The 25168-nt window shown below is 72.7% G+C and carries 20 protein-coding genes and 2 pseudogenes; 10 read left to right on the forward strand and 12 right to left on the reverse strand.

The window, feature by feature from the left end; translation table 11 throughout:
- Nucleotides 1–111: 111 nt before the first annotated feature.
- Together HN013_RS01915 and HN013_RS01920 are read right to left on the reverse strand one after the other, a co-directional pair.
- Nucleotides 112–1671 carry a multicopper oxidase family protein gene (locus HN013_RS01915; RefSeq protein WP_171162162.1) on the reverse strand — a complete coding sequence of 520 codons (1560 nt, stop codon included), beginning with the start codon at nt 1669–1671 and terminating at the stop codon, nt 112–114.
- A gap of 66 nt (nt 1672–1737) precedes the next feature.
- Nucleotides 1738–2160, reverse strand: coding sequence for a hypothetical protein (locus HN013_RS01920; protein WP_171162164.1), 423 nt, complete (start codon nt 2158–2160; stop codon nt 1738–1740).
- Between the two features lie 179 nt (nt 2161–2339).
- Between HN013_RS01920 and HN013_RS01925 the strand changes: the two genes are divergently transcribed.
- The 4 genes from HN013_RS01925 (at nt 2340) to HN013_RS01940 (ending at nt 6243) form a co-directional block, all read left to right on the forward strand.
- Nucleotides 2340–3848, forward strand: coding sequence for an APC family permease (locus HN013_RS01925; protein ID WP_171162166.1), 1509 nt, complete (start codon nt 2340–2342; stop codon nt 3846–3848).
- A gap of 166 nt (nt 3849–4014) precedes the next feature.
- Nucleotides 4015–4893, forward strand: coding sequence for an alpha/beta fold hydrolase (locus tag HN013_RS01930; protein WP_171162272.1), 879 nt, complete (start codon nt 4015–4017; stop codon nt 4891–4893).
- A gap of 121 nt (nt 4894–5014) precedes the next feature.
- Nucleotides 5015–5647, forward strand: coding sequence for a hypothetical protein (locus tag HN013_RS01935; RefSeq protein ID WP_171162168.1), 633 nt, complete (start codon nt 5015–5017; stop codon nt 5645–5647).
- 218 nt (nt 5648–5865) lie between these two features.
- Nucleotides 5866–6243, forward strand: coding sequence for a signal peptidase I (locus tag HN013_RS01940; protein ID WP_171162170.1), 378 nt, complete (start codon nt 5866–5868; stop codon nt 6241–6243).
- Nucleotides 6244–6332: 89 nt separating this feature from the next.
- Here the strand turns inward: HN013_RS01940 and HN013_RS01945 are convergent, their stop codons facing one another.
- Entirely contained in the window at nt 6333–6758 is a 426-nt protein-coding gene (locus HN013_RS01945; protein ID WP_171162172.1) for a nitroreductase/quinone reductase family protein, read from the reverse strand.
- Nucleotides 6755–7669 carry an aldo/keto reductase gene (locus HN013_RS01950; RefSeq protein WP_171162174.1) on the reverse strand — a complete coding sequence of 305 codons (915 nt, stop codon included), beginning with the start codon at nt 7667–7669 and terminating at the stop codon, nt 6755–6757. The genes HN013_RS01945 and HN013_RS01950 overlap by 4 nt, the downstream gene beginning before the upstream one ends.
- 72 nt (nt 7670–7741) lie before the next feature.
- Here HN013_RS01950 and HN013_RS01955 point away from each other — a divergent pair, with 72 nt between their 5' ends.
- Nucleotides 7742–8146, forward strand: coding sequence for a MerR family transcriptional regulator (locus HN013_RS01955; protein ID WP_171162176.1), 405 nt, complete (start codon nt 7742–7744; stop codon nt 8144–8146).
- A gap of 30 nt (nt 8147–8176) precedes the next feature.
- On the opposite strand, the gene HN013_RS01960 is transcribed toward HN013_RS01955, so the two are convergent.
- On the reverse strand, nt 8177–9016 hold the full coding sequence (locus tag HN013_RS01960) for an AraC family transcriptional regulator (protein WP_171162178.1): 840 nt from the start codon (nt 9014–9016) through the stop codon (nt 8177–8179).
- 68 nt (nt 9017–9084) lie between these two features.
- On the opposite strand from HN013_RS01960, the gene HN013_RS01965 reads away from it, so the two are divergent.
- From HN013_RS01965 to HN013_RS01975, 3 genes are all read left to right on the forward strand, one after another.
- A complete protein-coding gene (locus HN013_RS01965) occupies nt 9085–9552 on the forward strand; it encodes a DUF2000 domain-containing protein (RefSeq protein WP_171162274.1) in 468 nt (155 codons plus the stop codon).
- A gap of 211 nt (nt 9553–9763) precedes the next feature.
- Entirely contained in the window at nt 9764–11125 is a 1362-nt protein-coding gene (gene glnA, locus HN013_RS01970) for a type I glutamate--ammonia ligase (protein WP_099200781.1), read from the forward strand.
- Nucleotides 11126–11245: 120 nt separating this feature from the next.
- Nucleotides 11246–14302: a bifunctional [glutamine synthetase] adenylyltransferase/[glutamine synthetase]-adenylyl-L-tyrosine phosphorylase gene (locus HN013_RS01975; protein ID WP_171162180.1), complete on the forward strand. Its 3057-nt coding sequence runs from the start codon at nt 11246–11248 to the stop codon at nt 14300–14302.
- Nucleotides 14303–14338: 36 nt separating this feature from the next.
- Here the strand turns inward: HN013_RS01975 and HN013_RS01980 are convergent, their stop codons facing one another.
- The 6 genes from HN013_RS01980 to HN013_RS02005 form a co-directional block, all read right to left on the reverse strand.
- Nucleotides 14339–15178 (reverse strand): phosphatase PAP2 family protein, encoded by an 840-nt coding sequence (locus HN013_RS01980; RefSeq protein WP_171162182.1) that lies wholly within the window; start codon nt 15176–15178, stop codon nt 14339–14341.
- An 86-nt stretch (nt 15179–15264) separates the two neighbouring features.
- The gene (locus HN013_RS01985) at nt 15265–16296 is read right to left on the reverse strand and encodes a LacI family DNA-binding transcriptional regulator (RefSeq protein ID WP_312018462.1); all 1032 of its coding nucleotides are present in this window, start codon (nt 16294–16296) and stop codon (nt 15265–15267) included.
- Nucleotides 16297–16321: 25 nt separating this feature from the next.
- Nucleotides 16322–17956: a glycoside hydrolase family 13 protein gene (locus HN013_RS01990; RefSeq protein WP_171162186.1), complete on the reverse strand. Its 1635-nt coding sequence runs from the start codon at nt 17954–17956 to the stop codon at nt 16322–16324.
- Nucleotides 17957–18218: 262 nt separating this feature from the next.
- Nucleotides 18219–19070: a sugar ABC transporter permease gene (locus HN013_RS01995; RefSeq protein WP_171162188.1), complete on the reverse strand. Its 852-nt coding sequence runs from the start codon at nt 19068–19070 to the stop codon at nt 18219–18221.
- Nucleotides 19067–19948, reverse strand: a complete 882-nt coding sequence (locus tag HN013_RS02000; RefSeq protein WP_212763865.1) for a carbohydrate ABC transporter permease — start codon at nt 19946–19948, stop codon at nt 19067–19069. Before HN013_RS02000 ends, HN013_RS01995 begins: the two co-directional genes overlap by 4 nt.
- A gap of 91 nt (nt 19949–20039) precedes the next feature.
- The gene (locus HN013_RS02005; protein ID WP_171162192.1) at nt 20040–21341 is read right to left on the reverse strand and encodes an extracellular solute-binding protein; all 1302 of its coding nucleotides are present in this window, start codon (nt 21339–21341) and stop codon (nt 20040–20042) included.
- A gap of 297 nt (nt 21342–21638) precedes the next feature.
- On the opposite strand from HN013_RS02005, the pseudogene HN013_RS02010 reads away from it, so the two are divergent.
- A pseudogene (locus HN013_RS02010) lies at nt 21639–23036 on the forward strand (alpha-amylase family protein); the annotation flags it as partial.
- Between the two features lie 205 nt (nt 23037–23241).
- Complete coding sequence (locus HN013_RS02015; RefSeq protein ID WP_171162196.1) at nt 23242–23904, forward strand: TetR/AcrR family transcriptional regulator; 663 nt, start codon at nt 23242–23244, stop codon at nt 23902–23904.
- Nucleotides 23905–23948: 44 nt separating this feature from the next.
- On the opposite strand, the pseudogene HN013_RS02020 reads toward HN013_RS02015, so the two are convergent.
- Nucleotides 23949–25168, reverse strand: a pseudogene (locus tag HN013_RS02020) (hypothetical protein); the annotation flags it as partial.

A 25168-nucleotide genomic window follows, 5' to 3' on the forward strand; every position in this document is an offset into this window, starting at 1 on the left:
CGTCTTCCTGACGCAATGGTCGGGTGAGCGGGGCCACCCGGGGGCCGCCCGGGGGCCATCCCTCGGGCCACCAGGGGATGGCCCGAGGGACGGCCCCGCCCCGCACGGGGACTACCGGCGGTACCCCAGCAGCGTCATCATCCCCGACTCCGCGTGGTAGACGTTGTGGCAGTGGAGCATCCACAGCCCCGGGTTGTCCGCGTCGAAGTCCACCTCCAGGCGCCGCCCCGGCAGCACGATCGCCGTGTCCTTGCGCGGCCCGCCGCCCGGCAGGGCGAACGTGTGGCCGTGCAGGTGCATCGGGTGCCACATGCCGGTGCGGTTGACGAACGCGAGCCGGACCCGTTCGCCCGCCGCCACCGGATACCGGTCCGACGCCGCGTACCGCCGGCCGTTGATCGCCCAGTCGTAGCGCTCCATCGAACCGGTGAGCTCGAAGGTGAGGGTGCGGTCCGGGCGGCGGTCCTTCAGCCGGACGGCCGCGCCGGCCTTCAGCCGGTCCGCGGTCAGCGGCGCGCGGTCCAGCTCCGCCGGACGGACGTCCGCGCCCGGCGCCGCGCCGCCGCCCGTGCGCAGCAGCGCCAGGGCCGTCCGCTTCTTGCCCTCCGCGAGCGCGGTGAGCGGGAAGACGCCGTCGCCGGCCGTCACCAGTACGTCGTACCGCTCGCCCATGCCCAGCAGCAGGGAGTCCGTCTCCACGTGCCCGACGGGGAAGCCGTCGGTGTGGGTGACGGTCATACGGTGGCCGCCGAGCGCCACGCGGAAGGCGGTGTCGCCGCCGGCGTTGACGAACCGGATGCGGACCCGGTCGCCCGGCTTCGCCGCGAAGGTCTGCGGCGCGTCCGGCGTACGGCCGTTGACCAGGTAGTACGGGTACGCCACGTCGCCCGCGTCGCCGCCGAGGACGGGACTCGTCGCGCCCATCAGCATCCGTGAGGGGCCGTCCTGGGCGGGGGTGACCGCGGCCGTGTGGTGCATGCCGCCGTGGCCCGTCTCCCCACCGTGGTCCATACCCCCGCCCATGCCCTTGGCGAGCTCCGCGAGGACCGCGTCCGGGGTGCTGCCGTCGACCCCGTCCACCCAGTCGTCCAGGACGACGACCCACTCCTTGTCGTACGCCAGCGGCTCCTTCGGGTCCTCGACGATCAGCGGCGCGTACAGGCCGCGGTCCTGCTGCACCCCGGAGTGCGGGTGGAACCAGTACGTGCCCGGGCGGTCGACCGCGAAGCGGTACGTGAACGACGCCCCCGGCCGGACGGGACGCTGGGTGACGCCCGGGACGCCGTCCATGTCGTTGCGCAGCGCGAGCCCGTGCCAGTGCAGGGACGTCGCCTCGGGCAGGTGGTTGGCGAGGGTGAGCGCGAGTGTGTCGCCCGCGGTGAGCCGGACCTCGCGGCCCGGCAGGGCGTCGCCGTACGCCCAGCTGGTGACCTTGCGGCCGCCCAGGTCGAGCTCGGTCCCGGCGGCCGTCAGCCGGACCTCGCGGACGGAACCGGTGGCCCGGCGCCGCGCCTCGGCGGCCGCCACCTCCTTCCCGTCCGGGGCGACGTAGGCGACGGGCGTCCGCCCGCCGCCGGCCGGCTTCCCGGAGTCCGAGCAGGCGGTGAGGAGCCCGCCGGCGGCGGTGGCGAGGCCGGCGCCGAGCACGGCGCGGCGCGTGGTGGTGCGCATGGTGGATGAACCCCTGTGGTGTGTCGGTGTCTGCGGATGCGTACGGGTACGAGCGCGGGGGCGCTCCTACACGCGCAGCACCGACAACCGGGCGAGGGCCTTGTGCCGCGGCGGCGGGGGGACGGGCCACAGGGCATGGACGTGCCACGCCCGCGGCGCCGCTCCGGCGGTGCCCGACGGGCGGCGGAGGGCGGCCAGGGCCAGCAGGAGGACGACCGTCCAGCCGGCGCCGAGGACGGCGAGGCAGACGGACATCGGGTCCATGCCGGGGCGGGGCGGGGGCGTGAGGTGCTCGGTGACCGGGGCGGTCACGGCGTGGGGGCTGGAGTGCGCGGTGTGCGCCGCCGGTGCGGTGGGCCGCCCGTGATCCGTCGGGTGCCCGTGTTCCGTGGGGTGCCCGAGTGTGTGCATGGTCACGATGCCCAGCAGCAGCGCCGCGAGGAGCAGCAGACGGCCGCCCCACGTCCCGGCGGTTCCCTGCCCGTGCATCGCGTCCCTCCCCGAGCCGGAACGGTCCGTCCCGTCCCGTCGCACCCTACCCCCGCGGGGTATGCGGGCCGTCAGAGGGGCGGGGGAGTGGAGGTGCGGATGTGCGCAGAACGGGCCTCGTGGCTGATGATGGGGCGAACCGATCGACTGCTTGGCCCCGAAGGACGCTCCTCCCTCTCATGACCCTCACGGAACAGGTTAGGGACGAACGTCCCCCCGCCGCACGTCCCGAACACCCCCTGGGATCCGAACCGGCCGCCGCCCAGCGGCAGTTCATCCCGTGGGTGACCCTCGCGTTGATGACCACCGCCTCGGTGGCCAACCTGCGGCCCGCGCCCTCGATGGCCCTCTACGGCCTCGCCGCCGTCTTCCTCTACCTCCTCCCCGCCGTCGTCTTCCTGCTGCCGACCGCGCTGGTCTCCGCCGAACTCGCCTCCGGCTGGACGGGCGGCGTCTACCGCTGGGTGAGCGAGGGGCTGTCGAAGCCGCTGGGCTTCCTCGCCGTGTGGTGCCAGTTCGCGATGACCATCGCCTACTACCCGAGCCTGCTCGCCTACGTGGCCGGCACGTTCGCGTACGTCGTCGACCCGAGGCTCGCGGACAACGGGCTCTACGTCGCGCTCGTCATCGTCGTCGTCTACTGGTCCGGCGTCCTGGTCTCCACGCGCGGCACCCGGGCCGTGGCGGGGCTGTCGAGCATCGGCCTGGTGATCGGCACCCTGCTCCCCGGCATCGTGCTCGTCGTCCTCGGCCTGGTCTTCCTCGGCCAGGGCAACCCGTCCGCCGCGCCCATGGACGGCGGCCACGTCCTGCCGCCGTGGACCGGCGTCGCCAGCCTCGTGCTCATCGTGGGCAACTTCCTGTCCTACGCGGGCATGGAGATGAACGGCGTCCACGTCTCGTCGCTGCGCGCGCCCGGCAAGCAGTTCCCGCGCGCGATGGCCCTGGCCACCGGACTCGTCCTGCTGATCTTCATCCTGCCCGCGCTGGCCGTCAGCTGGGTGATGCCCGGCGAGGACCTCAGCCTCACGGCCGGGGTGATGCAGGCGTTCCAGGGCTTCTTCGACCACTTCGGGGTCGGCTGGCTGACCAAGGTCACCGGTGTGCTGCTGGTCGCCGCCGCGCTCGGCGGCATGCTCACCTGGCTGGCCGGGCCGTCCCGCGGACTGCTGCTCGTCGCCCGGCAGGAGGGCTACCTGCCGCCGGCCCTCCAGAAGCTCAACCGGCACGGCGTGCCGCGCAACATCCTGGTCGCGCAGGGCGCCCTGACGACGGTCATCGCGCTGCTCTACGCCTTCCTGCCCGACGTCTCCAGCGCGTACTGGATCTTCTCCGTCATCACCACCCAGCTCTACCTCGTCGTCTACCTGTTGATGTTCGCCGCCGTGGTGCGGCTCCGCCGGCTCCACCCGGACCGGCCGCGCGGCTTCCGCGTTCCCGCCGTGCGGCTGGTCGCGGGCGTCGGGTTCGCGTCCTCGCTCGCGGCGATGTGCATCGGCTTCGTGCCGCCGGAGCAGTTCGGCGGGCAGCCGCTGTGGCGCTACCTGCTGATCGTCGGCGGCGGTCTGCTGACCATCGGCTTCCTCGCGCCGCTCGCGTTCCTGGCGTTCCGGAAGCCGCACTGGGTGGCGGGGGCCAGGGGGAGCGCGCAGGACGCGCGGGGCGCGCGGAACACGTCGAGCGCGTAGGGCGGAACCAGGACCCGGTCCTCCGGCGTTGCCCCGTTCGGAACCACTGGACGAAGAGGAACGGGGAACGATGACGGAGACGGAGACGGGGACGGACAGGGAGACGGGGACGGACACGGAGACTGAAACGGGGACTGAGACGGAGACGGAACGGCCGCCGGGCCGGATGCTGCGGGTCGGCGACGTGCCGCTGCACGTGCTGAGCGAGGGGTCGGGGCCCGTGTGCGTCCTCAGCCCCGGGCTCGGTATGAGCTGGTTCGACTGGGACCCCGTCGTCCCCCTGCTGACCGGCCACCGCACGGTCGTCCGTTTCGACCGGCCGGGACTCGGCTTCAGCGCGCCCGCCGCCGAACCCCCGACCGCCGAGGGCGAGGCCGCGCGGATCGCCGGCGTCCTCGACGCCCTCGGACTCGACGGCCCCGCGACCGTCGTCGGCCACTCGCTGGCCGGCTTCCACGCCGAGGCGTTCGCCCGGCTCCACCCCGAGCGCACGGCCGGGCTCGTCCTCGTCGACTCCAGCGTCGAGGAGAACGCCCGGCCCGTGGCCGCCCGTGAACTCCGCACCGCCGCCGCCCGCGCCCGCGGCCACGCCATCGCCTCCGCCGGCCTGCCCCTCGCCCTCGGCCCCGCCCTCCGCCGGCTCACCGTCCGCGCCTCCTCCCTCCGGCGCGAGGACCCCGCCCCCGCCGCCCTCGTCCGCCGCACCTACGGCACCGGCCGCGTCGCCCGCGCCCTCCTCATGGAGAACGCCCGCTACCGCGACGTCGCCGCCGAACTCGAACTCCTCCGCACGGAACACCCGCTGCCGCCCGTCCCCGTCACCGTCCTCGCCGCCTCCACCGGCGGCGACTCCTGGTTCGAGCGGCGCCGTCTGGCCCGGTTGCGCGCCCTCGCGGAGCTTCTCCAGGGGGAGTTCGAGGCCGTCGCTCCTGCGGGGCATCTGGTGATGTACGACCGGCCGGAGGCGGTGGCGGAGGCGGTGCTGGGGTTGCCCCTGCCCCGCCCTCTCTCCGTTTCCGCGGGGAGCACCCCGCGGCCCCGGTGAACGCGCCTGCGGCGCGTGAGGACAACCGCGTGGAGCGCGGTTAAAGGGGGTGCGGGGGCCCGCCCCCGCAGGAAATGGTGACAGGGAGGGACCGGCGCACCCCCAGCCTGGAAGGAACACCATGGGACTCGACATCAGCGTGCTCATCGTCGACTGGAAGCACCTCGCCGAGACACCCCCCGGCGAACGCCGGGACCTCCTGACGGAAGCCGCCTACCCGGACGACTACGACGACCTCCTCGAAGACGACTTCCCCAGAGGCTGGATCCACCACCCGACAGCCGTGTCCACCTGGTCCGCCCTCTACGAGTTCCACTCCACGAGCGGCTCGTTCAAGGCGCACTTCTGGGCCGGGGAGCGGTGGGAGGACGTCCGGGACCACGCGGTGCCGGAGCTGCGGGAGGCGCTGGACACGTTTCTGTCGGGGCTGTTCTGGGAGCTGTACGACCCGGAGGCCGAGGAGGAGGACGACCGGGACAAGGCGGTACGCGAGTTCATCCCCCGTGAGACCGGCCGCAGGTCGCCGTGGCTGCTGGTCGCCCGTCCGCCCGAGGACGTTCCGGCGCTGGCCGCCGCCTGGGCCGTGGCGGAACCGCTTCTGGACGGGCTGAAGGGGCCGTTCACGGAGCACGCCGACGCCCCGGGTCGCTGGATCGCGAACCATGAGGAGTTCGCCGTCCTGCTGCGGGAGTGGGCGGAGGTGGTGCGGGAGGCGCACGAGCGGGGGTGGGGGATCGTGGGGCTGCCGATCTGACGGTCCGCCCCTGGTCCGCCCTGCTTGACCCTCACCTCACGTCAGGCTCCAGGGTGGGGAGCGACGAAAGGCAGGACCCCATGACGTACACCGTCGGAACGCGGAGGCGGCCCGCCGGCTGGCCGCACGGGTCGCGGAGGAGGACGGCGCGGCCCGTGCGGCCGAGGCGGTGGCGGCGCCGGCGGACCGTACCTGACCTGCTGGTACGGTCCCTGAGCATGAACGACACGGTGTACGTCGGCAACGCCGGCAAGGACGCCGCCCTCGACCGCGGCTGGCTGCTCGGCCACTTCAAGGACGCCTCCGACCCCCGCCACAGCGAGGCGGTCGAGATCAAGTGGGGCGTCCACCCGCCCGGCGACGAGCGCGCCCAATGGGTCACCGGCGAGGCCAGGACCGCCCTGCTGGTCCTCATCAGCGGCCGCTTCCGGGTGGAACTCCCCGGGCGCAGCGTCCTGTTGGCCGAGCAGGGCGACTACGTGGTGTGGGGCGAGGGCGTGGACCACTCCTGGCGCGCGGAGGAGGAGTCGGTGGTGCTCACGGTGCGGTGGCCTTCCGTGCCGGGGTACCGGGTGGAGGAGTCCGGGAGCGGATGAGTCCCGAGGGGAGGAGGGGGCGGGCCGGCTGAGCCCCAGGGGCCGAGGGTCCGGGACCTGCTCAGCCCCTCTACGGGCATCCGTGCCCCCTAGGGGCACCCCCGCTCCAGCCGCACCACCGGAACCCTGCGCCCCGCCCGCTCCCGGAAGCCGGCGAACTTCGGTTCGGCCGCGATCTGCCGCCGCCACAGCTCCTCGTACTCCGCCGGGTCCGTGACCTCCTCCGCGCGGGCGCGGAAGGTGTCGCCGCCCAGCTCGACCCGGAGCTCGTCGGGGTGGGCGCGCAGGTTGTGGAACCAGGCGGGGGCCACGGGGGCGCCGCCGTTGAGGGCGAAGACGTGGGGCCGCCCGTCGTCGTCCCGCAGGTGGACCAGCGGGGTGGTGCGGAGCTCGCCGCTGCGGGCGCCCCGGGTGGTGAGCAGGAGCAGGGGCGTACCGGCGAACTCACCGCCCACGACGCCCGCGTTGGCGCGGAACTCCTCGATCACCCGCAGGTTGAAGGGGTTGCTGTTCATGACGCCGGGGTGCCCGGGTCGGCCGTGGCCCCGTCGATGCGGGCGAACTGCTCGGGGGAGAGGGGCAGTCCGAGGGCTTCCCAGTTCTCCGCCAGGTGGGCGGGGGAGGAGGTGCCGGGGATCGGGATCATCGTCGGGGAGCGGTGCAGCAGCCAGGCCAGGGCCGTCTGGGCCGGCGTCGCCCCAAGTTCCTTCGCCACGGCCGCCACCGGGCTGTCCGGGCCGGCGTGCTCGCCCATCGCGATGGGCCAGTAGGGGAGGAAGGCGATGTCCTGCTCCGCCGCGAAGTCGATCACGGGGTCGTGGCTCCGGTCGCCGAGGTTGTAGAGGTTCTGGACGGTGCGGATCTCCGCGATCGCGGACGCCTCCCGGATCTGCTCGACGGTCACCTCCGAGAGTCCGATGTGACGGACTTTGCCCTCTTCCTGGAGCTGCTTCAGGGCGCCGATCTGGTCGGCCAGCGGGTACGCGGGGTCGATGCGGTGCAGCTGGAGCAGGTCGATCCGCTCGGTGCCGAGCCGGCGCAGGCCCAGCTCGGCCTGCTGCCGCAGATAGCCGGGGTGGCCGAGGGGGGCCCACTCGGTGGCGGAGGGCCGGATCACGCCCACCTTGGTGGCGATGGTGACCTCACCGGCGAACGGACGCAAAGCCTCCGCCACCAGTTCCTCGTTGGCGCCCAGGGCGTACGCGTCCGCCGTGTCGAAGAGGCGGAAGCCCAGTTCGACCGCCCGCCGGAGCAGCGCGATCATGTCCTCGCGGTCGGTGGGGGCCGTCCAGATCGTGGCGGTGAGGCCGCGCCGCTCGTCGGGCCGGCCGGTCAGCCGCATGGCGCCGTAGCCCAGGCGCGGGACGAGGATGTCGCCGCCGATGGAGTAAGTAGGGTCGGTGGTGGCCGCTGTGTTCTTGTTCATGGCGGCAACGCTAGAAGCTCACATGCATGGGAGCTTCAAGTCGGAGTGCGCCATTTGTGAGGGGGATCACATATGAAGATCGGAGAGCTGGCGGCGGTCACCGGAGTGAGCGTCCGCCTGCTGCGCTACTACGAGGAGCAGGACCTGCTCACCCCGGTGCGCACGCCCGGGGGCCACCGCTCGTACGGGCCCGACGCGCCGCTGGCGGTCCGCCGCATCCGGGCGCTGCTGGAGGCGGGGCTGCCCACCCGCGTCATCCGGGAGGTGCTGCCCTGTGTGGAGGGCGACGGGCTGTTCGTCCACCCGTGCGTGGGCGACCGGCTCCGGGACCAGCTGCGCGGGATGGAGGAGCGCATCGCGGAGCTGGAACAGAGCCGGGCCGGGCTGGCGGCCATCCTCGCCGTCACCGAACAGGCGGCATGCGACGAGCCGTTGGCGCCCGCCGGGCGCGGTGAACTGGTCGGGGCGGGGACCTGAGCCCTTCCGGCGGCCGGTGCCGTGGTGCCGTCAGCCGCCCGACCGCCGCCGCCCGCGCGCGTACCGCCCCGGCGCGACCCCGACGATCCGCTTGAAGTGCCGGGTCAGATGGGACTGGTCGTAGAAGCCGGCCGCCACGGCGACGGCGTGCGGCGGGACCCCGTCCAGCAGCATCCGGCGCGCCCGGTCGACGCGGCGCGCGGTGAGGTACTGGTGCGGGGCGATGCCGAACGCGCGGCTGAACGCCCGGACCAGGTGCGTCGGATGGGCGTGCAGCCGCGCGGACGCCTCGGGGAGCGTCAGCCCCTCGACGACGCGGGCGTCGAGCAGGTCCCGGAGCCGGTGGGCGAGGACGGCGGCGTCGCGCCCGCCCGGCTCCGGCCGCGTGGCGGCCCGCAGGTCCAGGTGGCGCACCAGCCGGTCGCCGACGAACGCGAGCCTGCTCTCCGCCTCCAGCTCCTCGCCGGGGGCGGCCAGCGCCATGTGCAACTGGTGGACGCGGTGGCGCAGCAGCGGGTCGAGCACCGTCGGCCGGTCCACGGCCGCGCCGATGTGCTCCTCTCCCACCACATCCGCCTCCAGGTACAGCACCCGCTTCCGGAACCCTCCCGGCGTCGCCGGGCAGCCGTTGTGCGGCACGTGCGGAGGCAGCAGGGTCACCACGCCGGAGGGCGCGCCGTGCCCGTGGCGGTCCAGGTCGTAGTGGACCACGCCGTCGTCGACGACGAGGAGCGACCACGTGTCGTGGGTGTGCATGGGGTAGGCGTGGTCGAAGAACCGGGCGTGAAGGACCTCCGCGATCCCCGTGAGCGCGGGGCGCCAGGCCGTGATCCGCGAACGGGGCGGCGTGGTATCGGAGCGCGGCGGCACGCAAAGAGCGTACAAGCCGCCGGGTCACCGGCCGGAGCAGACTGCGGGCCATGGAGACCGAGCAGACCATGCAGATCCTGGACCACGCGGCCGCGTCCCCGACATCAGCGGCCGGGCCGGAGCCCCTCCGCTTCGATACGAAGATCGCCGTCCTGCTCCGGGACGACCTGCCGGTGTGGCAGCGCCTGAACGTCACGGCCTTCCTGGTCAGCGGCCTGGGCGCGGAGCTGCCCGAGGTGGTCGGGGAGCCCTACGCCGACGCCGGGGGCAACCGCTACCTGCCCATGTTCCGCCAGCCGGTGATGATCTTCGAGGGTGCGGGGGAGACGCTGACCGCGGCCCACACCCGGGCCCTCGGCCGCGGCCTGCCCCTCGCGGTCTTCACCTCCGACCTGTTCCGCACCGGCAACGACCGCGACAACCGCGCCGCCGTCCGCGCGGTCGCCGCGGACCGGCTCGATCTGGTCGGACTGGCCGTCCACGGCCCCCGGAACGCCGTGGACAAGGTGCTCAAGGGGGCGCGTATGCACCCGTGAGCCGGAGCCTTCGGGACCGGGGCCGGGGCCGGATCCGGGGGGTACGGGGGAGGGCGCCCCTGCACGAGCCCCCGGCGCCGCCCACAATGGAAGCGACCACCCCGGGACGCCCGTGCGCAACGCGTCCGAAATCGTGTGGTGGGATGCTGATGTGCCCCCGGCCTGCCCCGCGGCCGGGAGCGGACGGCCTGACCAGCGAGGATAGGTAGCTATGGATAAGCAGCAGGAGTTCGTGCTCCGCACCCTTGAGGAGCGCGACATCCGCTTCGTGCGGCTGTGGTTCACCGATGTGCTCGGCTATCTGAAGTCGGTCGCCGTCGCCCCGGCGGAACTTGAACAGGCGTTTGACGAGGGCATCGGCTTCGACGGCTCCGCGATCGAGGGATTCGCTCGTGTGTACGAATCCGACATGATCGCCAAGCCGGATCCCGGGACCTTCCAGATCCTCCCGTGGCGCGCCGAGGCCCCCGGCACGGCCCGGATGTTCTGCGACATCCTGATGCCGGACGGCTCGCCCTCGTACGCCGACCCCCGCTACGTCCTGAAGCGCATCCTCGCCAAGACCTCCGACCTCGGCTTCACCTTCTACACCCACCCCGAGATCGAGTTCTTCCTGCTCAAGGACAAGCCGGTGGACGGCACCCGCCCGGTGCCCGCCGACTCGTCCGGCTACTTCGACCACACCCCGCAGAACGTGGGCATGGACTTCCGCCGCCAGGCCATCACCATGCTCGAATCCATGGGCATCTCGGTCGAGTTCAGCCACCACGAGGGCGCCCCCGGCCAGCAGGAGATCGACCTGCGCTACGCCGACGCGCTCTCCACCGCCGACAACATCATGACCTTCCGCCTGGTCATGAAGCAGGTGGCCCTGGAGCAGGGCGTGCACGCCACGTTCATGCCCAAGCCGTTCTCCGAGTACCCCGGCTCCGGTATGCACACCCACCTCTCCCTCTTCGAGGGCGACCGCAACGCCTTCCACGAGTCCGGCGCCGAGTACCAGCTCTCCAAGGTCGGCCGTTCCTTCATCGCGGGGCTGCTGCGGCACGCCGCCGAGACCTCGGCCGTCACCAACCAGTGGGTCAACTCCTACAAGCGCATCTGGGGCGGCTCCCAGCGCACCGCGGGCGCCGGCGGCGAGGCCCCCTCCTACATCTGCTGGGGCCACAACAACCGCTCCGCCCTCATCCGCGTCCCCATGTACAAGCCGGGCAAGACCGGCTCCACCCGCGTCGAGGTCCGCTCCATCGACTCCGGCGCCAACCCCTACCTCACCTACGCCGTCCTCCTCGCCGCCGGTCTGAAGGGCATCGAGGAGGGGTACGAACTCCCCGCGGGCGCCGACGACGACGTGTGGGCGCTCTCCGACGCCGAGCGCCGGGCCATGGGCATCGAGCCGCTGCCCCAGAACCTGGGCGAGGCCATCGAGCTCATGGAGCGCAGCGAACTCGTCGCCGAGACCCTCGGCGAGCACGTCTTCGATTTCTTCCTGCGCAACAAGAAGCAGGAGTGGGAGGAATACCGCTCCGAGGTCACGGCGTTCGAACTCCGGAAGATGCTGCCGGTGCTGTAGTCCTGCGGACACGCGGGCACATCGGGGGGGGCGGGCGCCCGGGAGCGGACGCGGCGGGCGGCCCGCCACCCGACGTGCGGAACCACCGACAACGGCGAACGCCACGCAGGAGGTAGCGGGATGACCGTCCCGGAAGGGCGCCGCGGCAGTGTGTACACGCGGCTGCTGCGCAGTGGGTTCACGGATCCGGCCGGGGCCGAACGGCTGCTGGAGGCGGACGGGCTCGCGGTGGTGCGGGACGACTCCGTACTGCTGGACGCGCTCGGGGCGACCGCCGACCCCGACCTCGCGCTGCACGGGCTCGCGCGGCTCGCCGAGGCGCTGGGGGACCGGGAGGCGCGGACGCTGCTGGACACCCTCGGCGCCGCGAAACCGCTGCGCGACCGGCTGTTGGGGGTGCTGGGCGTCTCCGAGGCGCTCGGCGACCACCTCGCCCGGCACCCTGACCACTGGCACGCGCTCGACGCCTTCGAATCGGCCGATCTGCACCCCGGCACCCCCGAGTTCGAGCGCGCCCTGGCCGAGGGGTGCGCGGCCGGCCGGGAGCGCGGGCTCACCCCGTCCGACGCCCTGCGGGCGGCCTACCGCCGCTGCCTGCTCGCCGTCGCCGCCCGGGACGTCACGGGCAGCACCGACGTGGCGGAGACCGCCGCCGAACTGGCCGACCTGGCCACCGCGACGCTGCGCGCGGCCCTCGCCATCGCCTGCGACGAGCACCCCGACGACGCGGCATCCTGCCGGCTCGCCGTGATCGGCATGGGCAAGTGCGGGGGCAACGAGCTCAACTACGTCTCGGACGTGGACGTCATCTTCGTGGCGGAGGCGCGCGGCGACGCGGACGAGGGCCCGGCGCTGCAGGCGGCCACCCGGCTGGCGTCGCGCATGATGCGCGTCTGCTCGGACATCACGCCCGAGGGCACGATCTGGCCCGTCGACGCCAACCTCCGCCCCGAGGGCCGCAACGGCCCCCTGGTGCGCACGCTCAGCAGCCACCTCGCGTACTACCAGCGCTGGGCGAAGACCTGGGAGTTCCAGGCGCTCCTCAAGGCCCGGCCCGTGGCGGGCGACCCCGAGCTGGGGCGCGGCTACGTGGACGCGGTGGCCCCGCTCGTCTGGCAGGCCGCCGAGCGCGAGAACTTCGTCCCCGACGTGCAGCAGATGCGCCGCCGCGTCGTCGCCTCGATCCCCGCGGACCGGCTCGAACGCGAGCTCAAGCTCGGCCCCGGCGGCCTCCGCGACGTCGAGTTCGCCGTCCAGCTCCTCCAGCTCGTCCACGGCCGCAGCGACGCCACGCTGCGCAGCGGCAGCACCCTCGACGCCCTGGCCGCGCTCGCCGCCGGCGGCTACGTGGGACGGGCCGACACCGCCGCCCTCGACGCCGCCTACCGCTTCCTGCGCGCCATGGAACACCGCATCCAGCTCCACCGGCTGCGCCGCACCCACCTCGTGCCCGAGGGGGAGGCGGAGCAGCGGCGCCTCGGCCGGTCGCTGGGGTTCCGCACCGAACCCGTCACCGAACTGGGCAAGGAATGGCGGCGGCACGCCCGCGAGGTGCGGCGGCTGCACGAAAAGCTCTTCTACCGGCCGCTGCTGGACGCCGTCGCCCAGCTCGAACCCGGCGAGATCCGGCTCAGCCCCAAGGCCGCGGGACAGCGCCTGGAAGCCCTCGGCTACGCGGACCCGGCGGCCGCGCTCCGCCATCTGGAGGCGCTTGCCTCGGGAGTGACACGCAAGGCGGCGATTCAGCGTACGCTGCTGCCCGTGCTGCTGGGCTGGTTCGCCGATTCGTCAGATCCCGATGCCGGACTGCTCAACTTCCACAAGGTGTCGGACGCGTTGGGCAAGACCCCCTGGTACCTGCGGCTGCTGCGCGACGAGGGCGCCGCCGCGGAGAACCTGGCCCGGGTCCTGTCCGCCGGGCGGCTCGCCCCCGACCTGCTGCTGCGCGCCCCCGAGGCGGTCGCTCTCCTCGGCGCCCCCGAGGGCCTGCGCCCGCGCGACCGGGAGGCGCTGGAGCAGGAGACGCTGGCCGCGGTCGGCCGGGCCGAGGACGCGGAGAAGGCCATCGTCGCGGTGCGCGGGGTCCGCCGACGGGAACTGTTCCGCACCGCCGCGGCCGACATCGTCGGCGCCTACGGACGCCCCGGACCGCACGGCGCCGGCCAGGCCAACGGCGAGCCGCCCGCCGGACCCGCCGCCCGCGACCACGGCAGCCGCTGCGACACCGTCGGCCGGGCCGTCTCCGACCTCAACGCCGCCGCCATCGCGGGCGCCCTGCGCGCCGCCGTCCGGGCCGAGTGGGGCGACACCCTGCCCACCCGGTTCGCCGTCATCGGCATGGGCCGCTTCGGCGGCTGCGAACAGGGTTACGGATCCGACGCGGACGTCCTCCTCGTCCACGAGCCCCGCGACGGCGTCGGCGAGGAGGAGGCCGCCAAGGCCGCCTTCGCCGTCGCCAACGAGATGCGCCGGCTGCTCCAACTCCCCACCTCCGACCCGCCCTTGCTCATCGACGCCGACCTGCGGCCGGAGGGCAGGTCCGGCCCGCTCGTACGCAGCCTCGCCTCCTACGCCGCCTACTACCGCCGCTGGTCCCTCGTCTGGGAGAGCCAGGCCCTGCTCCGCGCCGAGCCCGTCGCCGGCGACCCCGACCTCGGCCGGCGCTTCATCGAGCTCATCGACCCGCTGCGGTACCCCGCCGACGGCCTCGCCGAGGACGCCGCCCGCGAGATCCGCCGCCTCAAGGCCCGCATGGAGACCGAACGCCTCCCCCGCGGCGCCGACCCCACCACCCACACCAAGCTCGGCCGCGGCGGCCTCTCCGACGTCGAATGGACCGTCCAGCTCCTCCAGATGCGCCACGCGCACGCGGTCGCCGGCCTGCGCACTCCCCGTACGCGTCAGGCGCTCGCCGCTGCCTGCGCGGCCCGGCTCCTCGGTGCCGACGAGGCGCGGATCCTCGATGACGCGTGGGTGCTGGCGACGAGTGTGCGCAACGCGGTGATGCTGGTGCGGGGGCGGTCGGGGGATACGTTTCCCGGGGATCCGCGGGAGTTGGCTGCGGTGGGGCGGTATCTGGGGTATGAGCCGGGGCATGTCGGGGACATGCTGGACGACTACCGGCGGGTTACGCGGCGGGCTCGGGCGGTGGTTGAGGAGCGGTTCTATGGGGGGTAGGGGGGTGCCCCCTCTGGGGGAGGGACCGGGGCACCCCTACCGAACAGCCACCTGCCGCGCCAGCCGATACGGAAACGTCCCGTACCACACGTACGACAACCCGAACCCGAACCCCAGGCACAGCAACCCACCCACCGCGTCCAACCAGAAGTGGTTGGCCGTCGACACGATGACCACAAGCGTCGCCACGGGATACAACGCCCCGAGCACCTTCACCCACACCGGCCGCGCCAGCACCGCGATAGTCACCCCGCACCACACCGACCACCCGATGTGCATAGACGGCATGGCGGCGTACTGGTTGGACACATCGGCGAGGTTCCCGGAAGCCATCGACCCCCAGGTGTGATGCACGACGACGGTGTCGACGAACCCGGGCCCGTCCATCAACCGCGGGGGTGCGAGCGGATACAGGTAGTAGCCGAGGAGGGCCACACCGGTGGTGGCGAAGAGGGCCAGGCGGGCGGCGGCGTAGCGGCCGGGGTGCCAGCGGTAGAGCCACACGAGCACACCGATGGTGAGGACGAAGTGCAGGGTGGCGTAGTAGTAGTTCATGCCGACGATGAGCCAGGTCACGGAGTTCACGGCCTTGTTGACCGAGTGCTCGACGGCGATGTGGAGGGTCTGCTCGGTGCGCCAGATCCAGTCGGCGTTGCGCAACGCGTCGGCCCGCTGTTCCGGAACGGCGTTGCGCACCAGGGAGTAGACCCAGTAGCTGACCGCGATGAGCAGCACCTCGAACCAGAGCCGCGGGCGGCGCGGTGTGCGCAGCCTGCGCGGCGGCGGCTGGTCCGCAGGCGGCCTGTCCCCGCGTTCCCCGTTGGGCGGCGGGGTGGCCGTGCGGCCTTCCAGGGTCCTTGCTGTCGCTTCACCCATAGGCCCACAGTGTGCCAGAGTCGGCCGGAGCGCAGATCAACCCCAAGTCGGGTTTGGCGGCTTTCGGCCTGGTGCGCGGATGCCGTTCAGACGCCCGTACGGGCCGCGGGGACGGACCCGGTCGACCCGCGGACGACCAGCTCGGGGAGGAAGACGAACTCGCTGTGCGGGGCGGGCGTCCCGCAGATCTCCTCCAGGAGCGCCCGTACCGCGGCCTGGCCCATGGGGCGGACGGGCTGGCGGATCGTGGTCAGCGGCGGATCGGTGAAGGCGATGAGCGGGGAGTCGTCGAAGCCCACCACGGAGACGTCGCGCGGCACGTCCAGGCCCGTCCTGCGCGCCGCGCGGACGGCGCCCAGGGCCATCATGTCGCTGGCGCACACCACGGCCGTACAGCCGCGGTCCAGGAGCGCGGAGGCGGCCGCCTGACCACCCTCCAGGGTGAACAGCGAGTGCTCGACCAACTGCTGTGCGTCGTCCGACTCCACGCCGAGCTGGTCCTTCATGCTCCGCAGAAAGCCCTCGATCTTGCGCTGTACCGGCACGTAACGACGGGGGCCCAGGGCCAGCCCGATCCTGCGGTGGCCGAGCTCCGCCAAATGGGTGACGGCGAGCCGCATCGCGGCCCGGTCGTCGGGGGAGACGAAGGGCGCCCGCACCTCGTCCGAGAAGCCGTTGATCAGCACGAACGGCACGCCCTGGGCGCGCAGCTGGGCGTAGCGCTGCATATCGGCGGAGGTGTCGGCGTGCAGGCCGGAGACGAAGATGATCCCGGAGACGCCCCGGTCCACCAGCATCTCGGTGAGCTCGTCCTCGGTCGAGCCGCCGGGGGTCTGGGTGGCCAGCACGGGCGTATAGCCCTGGCGCGTCAGCGCCTGCCCTATGACCTGGGCGAAGGCCGGGAATATGGGGTTCTCCAGCTCGGGGGTGATCAGCCCGACGAGCCCGGCGCTGCGCTGCCGCAGCCGCACGGGCCGTTCGTAGCCCAGCACGTCGAGCGCGGCCAGCACGGACTGGCGGGTGGAGGCGGCGACCCCCGGCTTCCCGTTGAGGACGCGGCTGACGGTTGCTTCGCTGACACCCGCCTGGGCTGCGATATCGGCCAGCCGTGCGGTCACGGGAGGTGACTGTACCGGTCGCATCTCAGACTTCCCACCAGACACAGGACTCGGCGGGCAGCCGCACGGCTCCCCGGCCGAACTCCAGGGCGGAGGTGGCGAGCACGGGACGTCCCGGAACAGGAAGTTCCACTTCCTTGGGCAGGGTGTTGACGGTGCAGACGAACCCCGGCCGGGAGAACGCCAGCACCCCCTCCGGCGCCGCCAGCCACTCCATCTCCCCGTTGCCGAGCCCGGGCAGGGTGCGGCGCAGGGCCAGCGCGGACCGGTAGAGCTCCAGCATCGACCGCGGGTCGCCGGACTGCGCCTCCACCGACAGCCCCCGCCACTCCGCCGGCTGCGGCAGCCAGCTGCCGCCCGGACCGAAGCCGTACGGAGCCTCCTCGCCCGACCACGGCAGCGGCACCCGGCAGCCGTCCCGCGTGCCGTCCTGGCCGTCGCCCCGGAAGAACGCCGGGTCCTGCCGCACCTCGTCCGGCAGGTCCACGACCTCCGGCAGGCCCAGCTCCTCGCCCTGGTAGACGTAGGCCGAGCCGGGCAGCGCCAGCATCAGCAGCGCCGCGGCCCTGGCCCGGCGGGCGCCGTGCTCCCCGCCGCCGTACCGGGTGGTGTGCCGCACCACGTCGTGGTTGGACAGCACCCACGTGGTGGGCGCGCCCACGGAATGGGTCGCCGCCAGTGACTCGTCGATCACCGCCCGCATCGGCTCCGCGCCCCACGCGCAGGTCAGGAACTGGAAGTTGAACGCCTGGTGCAGCTCGTCCGGCCGGACGTACAGGGCCAGCCGCTCGGCGGTCGGCGCCCACGCCTCCGCCACCCCGATCCGGTCGCCCTCGTACGAGTCCAGGAGCCGCCGCCACGAGCGGTGGATCTCGTGGACGCCGTCCTGGTCGAAGAACGGCAGCACCTGGGCGCCGATGAGTTTGGCCTGTTCCTTTCGGCCGATGTCGGGCAGGCCCGGCGCCTTGACCATGCCGTGCGCCACGTCGATGCGGAAGCCGTCCACGCCCAGGTCCAGCCAGAAGCGCAGCACCGACTCGAACTCCGCCCGCACCTCCTCGTTCTCCCAGTTGAGGTCAGGCTGCTCCGGGGCGAACAGGTGCAGGTACCACTCGCCCGGCGTGCCGTCCGGGCCGGCCGTCCTCGTCCACGCCGGCCCCCCGAACACGGACTCCCAGTCGTTCGGCGGCAGTTCCCCGCCCGCCCCCCGCCCCGGCCGGAAGTGGTACCGCGCCCGCGCCGCCCCTCCCGGCCTTTCCGCCAGCGCCTCCCGGAACCACTGGTGCCGGTCCGACGTGTGGTTCGGCACGATGTCCACAATGATCCGCAGCCCCAGCCGGTGCGCCTCCCTGACCAGGTCGTCCGCGTCCCGCAGATCCCCGAACAGCGGGTCCACCGCCCGGTAGTCCGCCACGTCGTACCCACCGTCCGCCTGCGGCGACGCATAGAACGGCGTCAGCCACACCGCGTCCACCCCCAGCTCCGCCAGGTACGGCAGCCGCTCCCGGATCCCGCGCAGGTCGCCGATGCCGTCGCCGTCGCTGTCCGCGAAGGAGCGGACGTAGACCTGGTAGATGACGGCGCGGCGCCACCAGGCGTCCTGGGCGGACGGGGTGTCGTGGTGGGCGGTGGAGGGGGTGGGCGCGAGGTTCTGGGTCATGTAGGTCCTATCGGTGGTGGTGGTGTGGAGGGGGGTGGCCCTTCGGGCGGAGGTGCCCCGGTCCCGCCCCTTCGCCGATTCCTGGGGGCAAGCCCCCAGACCCCCTGAAAGCGGCTTCGCCGCTTGTCCTCAATCGCCGGACGGGCTGAACAGCCCGTCCGGCGATTGAGGACGCGCGCCGCAGGCGCGCTCACCGGGGGCGCGGGGCACCCCCCGCAGAAACGGTGAAAGGGAGGGCCCGGGGCGAACCCCGCCCGGAGGGCTACCCCTTCGTACCGCCGGCCGTCAGCCCCGCGACAAGATGCCGCTGCGCGACAAAGAACGCGAGCCCCGCCGGCACAGTGATGAGCACGGCAGCCGCCGTCATCAGCCCCCACTCGGCCTTCTGCTGCCCGACGAACGTCTGGAGCCCCACCGCCAGGGTGTAATGCTCCTCGCTGCTCATGAACTGACTGGCGAAGGCGACCTCGCCCCAGGCGGTGATGAACGAGTAGAAGCCGGTGACGGCCAGCCCGGGCCGGGCCAGCGGCAGGATGAGCCGCCAGAAGGTGCCGAAGGGCGAGAGCCCGTCGACCCGCCCGGCCTCGTCTATCTCGGCGGGTATGGAGTCGAAGTACCCCTTGAGCATCCAGGCGCAGAAGGGCACGGAGATCGAGCAGTAGGTCAGGATCAAGCCGCCGTAGGAGTCCAGCAGCTGCATCTGCCCGAGGATGTTGTAGAGCGGCACGATGAGCACCGCCATCGGGAACATCTGCACGACGAGGAACGTCCACATCAGCGGCCGGTTGCCGGGGAACCGCATGCGCGACACGGCGTACCCGGCACTCGCCGCGATCAGCACCCCGACGACGGTCGCGCCGAGCGCGATGATCAGCGAATTGCCGAACCAGGTGAGGAACTTGGTCTCCTCGAAGATATGGGTGTAGTTCCCGAACCCGAACCCGTCGAAGCGGGTGGGCTCCTGCCAGCCGTCCCGCCCCCGCAGGGAGACGAAGACGATGAACAGAACAGGGAAGAGGGAGATCAGCGACGCCACGACCAGCGTCGCATGCAGGGCGACGGACACCCCGCGGGAACGCTCGCCCCGGGCACGGGACTTCACGGTGCCGCTCATCGGGCCTCCTCCTGCCGGGCCAGCAGCCTGCGGTAGAACACGGCGAACACCAGCAGCAGCGAGAGGATGAGGATCCCGTAGGTCGCCGACCCCGCGTAGTCCCGGACGCCCTGGAAGGCCAGCCGGTAGGAGTACGTCACCAGGATCTCGCTCTCGGAGCTCGCGCCCTGCCCGATCAGCAGGTAGATGACCTGGAACATGTTGAACGTCCAGATGGTGCCGAGCAGGATCACCGTCCCGCTCACCGGCCGCAGTCCGGGCAGGGTGACGTGCCGGAACCGCTGCCAGGGCGTGGCGCCGTCCATCTCGGCGGCCTCGTGGAGCTCGCCCGGTATGGACTGGAGACCGCCGAGGATCGCGACCATCATGAACGGCACACCCAGCCACACGTTGACCGCGACCGCCGCCATCTTCTGGAGGGTGCTGTCGCCGAGCCAGTCCACGGCGCCCATGCCCAGCGAGTCGAGCATGGCGTTGAGGACGCCGTACTTCTCGTTGAACATCAGCCGCCACGAGAAGGTGGCGACGAACGCCGGCACGGCCCACGGCAGGATCAGCAGCACCCGGTACAGCCCGCGGAAGCGCATCCTGCGGTTGAGCAGCAGGGCCAGCCCCAGGCCGATCGTGTAGTGCAGGAAGACGCAGGCGGCCGTCCAGACGACGGTCCAGCCCAGCCGGCCGTAGAAGTGGCCCTCCTGGCCGGAGAGCACCTTCCAGTAATTGTCCAGCCCGACGAACTCGTACGTCGAGGGGATGTGGTTGACACCGATCGTCCGGCCGATGTTGGCCTCGTTGGCGTCGGTGAGGGACAGGTAGATGCCCCGGCCCAGCGGATACCCCACCAGCACGGCGAGGACGACGACCACGGGCAGCACCATCGCCCACGCGTACCAGTGGGTGTCGAACGACCGGCGGGCCCGGGTCAGCAGACGGGGGCGCGCGGTCACGGTCACGGCGGCGGTCACGGCATTACTCCTGGACCGCGTAGTCCTTGAGGAGGGCGGACTTCCACTCCTTGGCCGTGGCGTCCAGACCGGCCTGCGGCTCCTCCTTGAGCGTCAGGATCTTGGTGTAGTGCTGGAGCCACACGGTGAACAGGTCGCCGCCCTGCGGGATCGGCGGCCTCGGGTGGGCCTTGTCCAGCGCCTCGTGGAAGGACTTGCGGACCGGATCGGCCAGCACTTCCTGGGTGTAGGCCGCCTTGCGCGTCGGAAGCACCCCGATCGCGTTCGAGACCTCCGTCTGCCGCTCGGCGCCCGTCATGAACTGGGTGAAGAGGTACGACGCGTCGAAGTTCTTCGAACCGGCGTAGACGACCAGGTTGTGGCCGCCCACCGGAGCCCCCGCCACCCCGGTGGACCCCGCCGGCACGGCCGCGATGCCCAGGTTCTCCTTCTTCTTGAACGCCTCGCCGCCGAAGATCTCCTTCGTCGCCCAGGGGCCGTCGATCAGCATCGCCAGCTTGCCGTTCTTGAAGTCCGTCTTCAGGGCGTTGTACCCGTCGGTGCCCGCCGGCTTGGGCGCCGCACCGGACTTGACCAGGTCCACGGCGGTCTCGATGCCCTTGCGGGACGCGGCGTCGGAGATCGTGATCTTCTTGGCGGCCGCGTCGACCATGTCGCTCTTCTCGCCGTAGAGGAACGGCAGCGAGTAGTAGCTGTCCGGGCTCAGACCGATGCCGTCGGCGCCCGCCTTCTCCTTGATCTTCTTCGCGGCGTCCTTGACCTCCTGCCAGGTGGCCGGCGGCTTGTCGACGCCCGCCTTCGCCAGGAGCTCCTTGTTGTAGAGCAGCCCGAGCGTGTCGGTCACCTGCGGGACGCCGTACGTCTTGCCCTCGTACGCCGCGTTCTTCAGCGGCCCTTCGAGGAAGTCGTCCTGCTTGTCCAGGGCCGGGGTGCCGGTGAGGTCCTTGAGGTAGCCGAGCTGGGCGAAGCCCGGCGTCCAGCCGACGTCCGAGCGGAGTACGTCCGGGGCACCCTTGCCGGTGGACGCGGCCGTCTTGAACTTCTGCTGCGCCTGGTCGAAGGGCACGTTGACGTAATCGACCTTGATCTTCGGGTACTTGGCCTCGAAGTCCTTCACCAGCTTCTTGAAGGCGGGCGCCTCGTTGGTGGCGTCCGAGGTGTCCCACCAGGTGACCGTGCCGCTCACACCGCCCGGATCCTTGGCCGCCTTGGACCCGTCGCTCCCGTCACCGCCGTCACTGCCACAGGCGGTCGCGGTCAGGGCCAGCACACCGACGACGGCGGCGACCGATATGCCTCTTCGCATACGGTTCTCCTCTTCACGAGGGCCGGTCCTGGAACGGGTGGCCCTGGGCTGAGGAGGAAGCTAACAGGCTGCAATCTCTTGCGAAAGACCTTGCAAGGAGGGAAAGCAGAGATTTCCGTGATGTCACCGGAGTGTGTCCCCAGGGGTTGACCGGTGCGGGAGGGGCTCGTACGGTCTCGTGGCGCGGCGGGTCCCGCTGTTCTTGCCGCCTTCTTTCAGGCTTCTTTCAGGCTTTTTGCAGCTCTTGCAGCCCTTGCAGCACTCTTCCCACGACCACCACCCCCCCCGGGAGTCGTCATGCCGCGCACCGTACGGAGGGCACTGGCCGCCGTCCTCACCCTGCTGGCGGGAGCCTCGGTGACCGCGCCCGAGGCGCGGGCCGCCGCGCCGGGCGGACGGGACACCACCGCCGTGCTCTTCCAGTGGAAGTACGACTCCGTGGCCCGGGAGTGCGCCGCGTCCCTCGGCCCCGCCGGGTACGGCTACGTCCAGGTCTCCCCGCCCCAGGAACACATCCAGGGCCCGCAGTGGTGGACCTCCTACCAGCCCGTGAGTCACCGGATCGCCGGACGGCTCGGCGACCGGGCCGCGTTCACGCACATGGTGCGCGCCTGCCACCGGGCCGGGGTGAAGGTCGTCGTCGACGCCGTGATCAACCACATGTCCGCCGGCTCAGGTACCGGCACCGGCGACACGCCGTATACGAAGTACGACTACCCCGGTACGTACCGGGACGCCGACTTCCACCGCTGCCGTAAGCCCATCTCCGACTACACCAGCCGGGACGACGTCCAGAACTGCGAACTCGTCGGCCTCTCCGACCTCGACACCGGCAGCGAGGCCGTCCGCGACCGCATCGCCCGCTACCTCGACGACCTGCTCTCCCTCGGCGTCGACGGCTTCCGCATCGACGCCGCCAAGCACATGCCGGCCGCCGATCTCGCGGCCGTCAAGTCCCGGCTGCACAAGCCCGACGTCTACTGGAAGCAGGAGACCATCCACGGCGCCGGCGAGGCCGTCCAGCCCGAGGAGTACCTCGGCACCGGCGACGTCCAGGAGTTCCGCTACGCCCGCGAGCTCAAGCGCGTCATGACCCCGGGGCAGGGACACCTCTCCGAACTGCGCACCTTCGGCGAGTCCCGCGGCTGGATCCCCGGCCGCCAGGCCTCCGTCTTCGTCGACAACTGGGACACCGAACGCGACGGCAGCACCCTCAACCGCACCATGGGGCCCGCCTACGCCCTCGCCAACGTCGCCCTCCTCGCCCTGCCCTACGGCTCCCCGGACGTTCACTCCGGCTACACCTTCACCGACCGCGACGCGGGGCCGCCTGCCGGCGGTGCGGTTGCCGCATGCGGCAAGGACGGGTGGACGTGCGAGCACCGGCTGCCCGAGACCGCTCGGATGGTCGGTTTCCGCAATGCGGTGCGGGGCACCGGGGTCACTCGGTGGTGGGACGACGGTGGGGACGCCGTTGCCTTCGGGCGGGGTGGGAAGGGGTATGTGGTCATCAACCACGGGCGGGGGGTGGTGAAGCGGACCTTCGCCACGGCGCTTCCGAGTGGTGACCACTGCGACGTACTGAGCGGACGCCGTGTGCGCGTCGGCCGCGACGGGCGGTTCACGGCGTCGGTGGCGGCGGATACGGCGGTGGCGCTGCAGGTGGGGGTGCGGAGGTGCCCCGGTCCCCGCACCCCCTGAGCGCGCCTGCGGGGGTGCGTCCTCAAACTCCCCCAGAGGGGGCACCCCCAACGGGCTGAAATCAGCCCGTCCGGCGCTTGAGGACGCGCGCCGCAGGCGCGCTCGCGGGGGTGCGGGGGCGCAGCTCCCGCAGAAACGGTGAAAGGGCGGGCCGGGGGCACCCAACCCCCAAGCGGAACCAACCGCTTAGGATGCCCGCATGAACTCCCGGCCCCGCCGCAGAATGGACACGGACCAGCGACGCCGACAACTCGTCGCGGTGGCCCTGGAACTGTTCAGCGAACACCCCCCGGAGGCCGTCTCCCTCGACGACGTCGCCGAGGCGGCCGGCATCTCCCGCCCCCTCGTCTACCACTACTTCGCGGGCAAGCAGAGCCTCTACGAGGCGACGCTGCGCCGAGCGGCGGACGACCTGACGGAGCTGCTGACGGCGTCGCGCGAAGTCCCGCCGGGGGAGGGGCTGTTGGCGGTGGCGGGCCGGTTCCTGGACTTCGTGGAGGAGCACGGGACGGGGAGGTTCACGCTGCTGCGGGGGCACCCGGAGCTGATCGACGAGGTGCGGGAGGCGGCGTACGGGCAGCTGCTGGGGCACCTGGGGGTGGAGACGCCGGGACCGCGCCTGGAGGTGGTGCTGCGGTCGTGGATCTCGCTGGCGGAGACGACGGCACGGTGGTGGCCGGACGGGCGGCATATCCCGCGCGCGGAACTGGAGTTGCAGCTGGTGCACACGTTTGTGGCGCTGACATCGGTGGGCGCGGCGCACGACGACGGCGTCGCGGCCGTCCTGCGGCGGATCCTGGACGAGGAGCCCGCGGACGGCCCGTTCACGGAGGCGGCGACGGCGCTGGCGGCATCGTGGTGACCACGGGGGCCGCGGGGGCCGCAGGGGCCGCGGGGCCGACCGCCTCACCGCAGCGGAGCCACCCGCTTCCCGCCCCGCAGCCGCCCACTGAGCTCCGCCACCGCCCCCTCCCGTGCCGGAAGGGCGAGCGTCGGACCCGTCCCGGTGCCCCGGACACCGCCCTTCGCGGTGATCGAGACGATGTCCGGGCTGCCCGCCCCGAGGGCGTACCAGGCCCCGGCGGGCGTCTTCCACAACGCCCCGGCCAGGGCGTGCGGTTCGCGGGTGCCGCAGGCGAGGGTGGACTCGGCGCGGGCGACGACGGCGGCCTGCGCGGCGGGCCGGGAGCCGGGGGGCAGGAACTGGGTGACCGCGCGGCTGCCCGCGCCGCGCCAGGTCTCGGCGCGGGTGCAGAGCCACTCGGCGGTGCCGGCGCCGCCGGGCAGCGGCTGGCGGGCGAACTGCCAGGCGTTGACGGACCGGACGCCCTGCGAGCGCAGGGTGGGGAGCAGGCAGGCGGAGTGTGCCCAGGCCGCACGCTCGGCGGCGGAGAGGGCGGAGGGATCTGTCGCCCCGCCCTTCTCCGGAGCCCCGCCGGTGAGCCGGGCCGGGACGAGTTCGCCGAGGTCGGTCGCCAGCCGTCCGCCCAGCTGGAGCACGGGCCAGGAGCGGCAGTCGCCCGCCGTCGCCGGACCGGCCGTGGGGTCGGTCACGCCGTCCGCGCCCCGGCGCAGCGGCTGGACGGCCCGGCCGGGTGCGAGCAGGTCGCGGACGGCCGCCGAGGTGACCCAAGGGGCCGTCAGATAGCGGACGTTGCCGTCGGTACGGCCGACGACGACCGCCGTCGCCGTGTCGGCGTCCGCCGCGTCCGCCCGCGCGAAGTCCAGGGCGGCCGCCCCGGAGTCGCCGTTCCTCGGCTCGGCGTACCGGACGACGCGCAGCCCGTCGTGGAGCAGCACGACCACCGCCGAGTCGACCTCGCCCGCGTACAGCAGCTGCGGGGGCCCGGCGGCGGGCCCGGTGTGCGTGCCGGGGGTGGCGGTCACCCGGACCGTGCTGCCCGGGCGGGCCCAGACGGCCAGCGCCCGGCGGAGCAGGGCCTCGTCGCCGGTGCGGTCGCCGCGGGCGGGCCAGGCGGCGAAGCCGGGGCGGTCGGCGTGCCGCCAGGCATCGGCCGGGGCCCGGGTCAACCGGCCCGGGTCCAGGGCCTGTTCGGCGGCGGCGTTGCGCGCGTACGGCGGGGCCGCCGCGCCGTCGGGCCCCCAGCCGCCGCCGGGCAGGGCGA

Source organism: Streptomyces sp. I05A-00742 (assembly GCF_013055795.1).
Lineage (GTDB): Bacteria > Actinomycetota > Actinomycetes > Streptomycetales > Streptomycetaceae > Streptomyces.

Bases quoted from the DNA above. Each gene is read 5' to 3' on its own strand.
- HN013_RS01915 (WP_171162162.1), bottom strand. From the start codon at position 1,671: ATGCGCACCACCACGCGCCGCGCCGTGCTCGGCGCCGGCCTCGCCACC.
- HN013_RS01920 (WP_171162164.1), bottom strand. From the start codon at position 2,160: ATGCACGGGCAGGGAACCGCCGGGACGTGGGGCGGCCGTCTGCTGCTC.
- HN013_RS01925 (WP_171162166.1), top strand. From the start codon at position 2,340: ATGACCCTCACGGAACAGGTTAGGGACGAACGTCCCCCCGCCGCACGT.
- HN013_RS01930 (WP_171162272.1), top strand. From the start codon at position 4,015: ATGCTGCGGGTCGGCGACGTGCCGCTGCACGTGCTGAGCGAGGGGTCG.
- HN013_RS01935 (WP_171162168.1), top strand. From the start codon at position 5,015: ATGGGACTCGACATCAGCGTGCTCATCGTCGACTGGAAGCACCTCGCC.
- HN013_RS01940 (WP_171162170.1), top strand. From the start codon at position 5,866: ATGAACGACACGGTGTACGTCGGCAACGCCGGCAAGGACGCCGCCCTC.
- HN013_RS01945 (WP_171162172.1), bottom strand. From the start codon at position 6,758: ATGAACAGCAACCCCTTCAACCTGCGGGTGATCGAGGAGTTCCGCGCC.
- HN013_RS01950 (WP_171162174.1), bottom strand. From the start codon at position 7,669: ATGAACAAGAACACAGCGGCCACCACCGACCCTACTTACTCCATCGGC.
- HN013_RS01955 (WP_171162176.1), top strand. From the start codon at position 7,742: ATGAAGATCGGAGAGCTGGCGGCGGTCACCGGAGTGAGCGTCCGCCTG.
- HN013_RS01965 (WP_171162274.1), top strand. From the start codon at position 9,085: ATGCAGATCCTGGACCACGCGGCCGCGTCCCCGACATCAGCGGCCGGG.
- glnA (WP_099200781.1), top strand. From the start codon at position 9,764: ATGGATAAGCAGCAGGAGTTCGTGCTCCGCACCCTTGAGGAGCGCGAC.
- HN013_RS01975 (WP_171162180.1), top strand. From the start codon at position 11,246: ATGACCGTCCCGGAAGGGCGCCGCGGCAGTGTGTACACGCGGCTGCTG.
- HN013_RS01980 (WP_171162182.1), bottom strand. From the start codon at position 15,178: ATGGGTGAAGCGACAGCAAGGACCCTGGAAGGCCGCACGGCCACCCCG.
- HN013_RS01990 (WP_171162186.1), bottom strand. From the start codon at position 17,956: ATGACCCAGAACCTCGCGCCCACCCCCTCCACCGCCCACCACGACACC.
- HN013_RS01995 (WP_171162188.1), bottom strand. From the start codon at position 19,070: ATGAGCGGCACCGTGAAGTCCCGTGCCCGGGGCGAGCGTTCCCGCGGG.
- HN013_RS02000 (WP_212763865.1), bottom strand. From the start codon at position 19,948: ATGGTGCTGCCCGTGGTCGTCGTCCTCGCCGTGCTGGTGGGGTATCCG.
- HN013_RS02005 (WP_171162192.1), bottom strand. From the start codon at position 21,341: ATGCGAAGAGGCATATCGGTCGCCGCCGTCGTCGGTGTGCTGGCCCTG.
- HN013_RS02015 (WP_171162196.1), top strand. From the start codon at position 23,242: ATGAACTCCCGGCCCCGCCGCAGAATGGACACGGACCAGCGACGCCGA.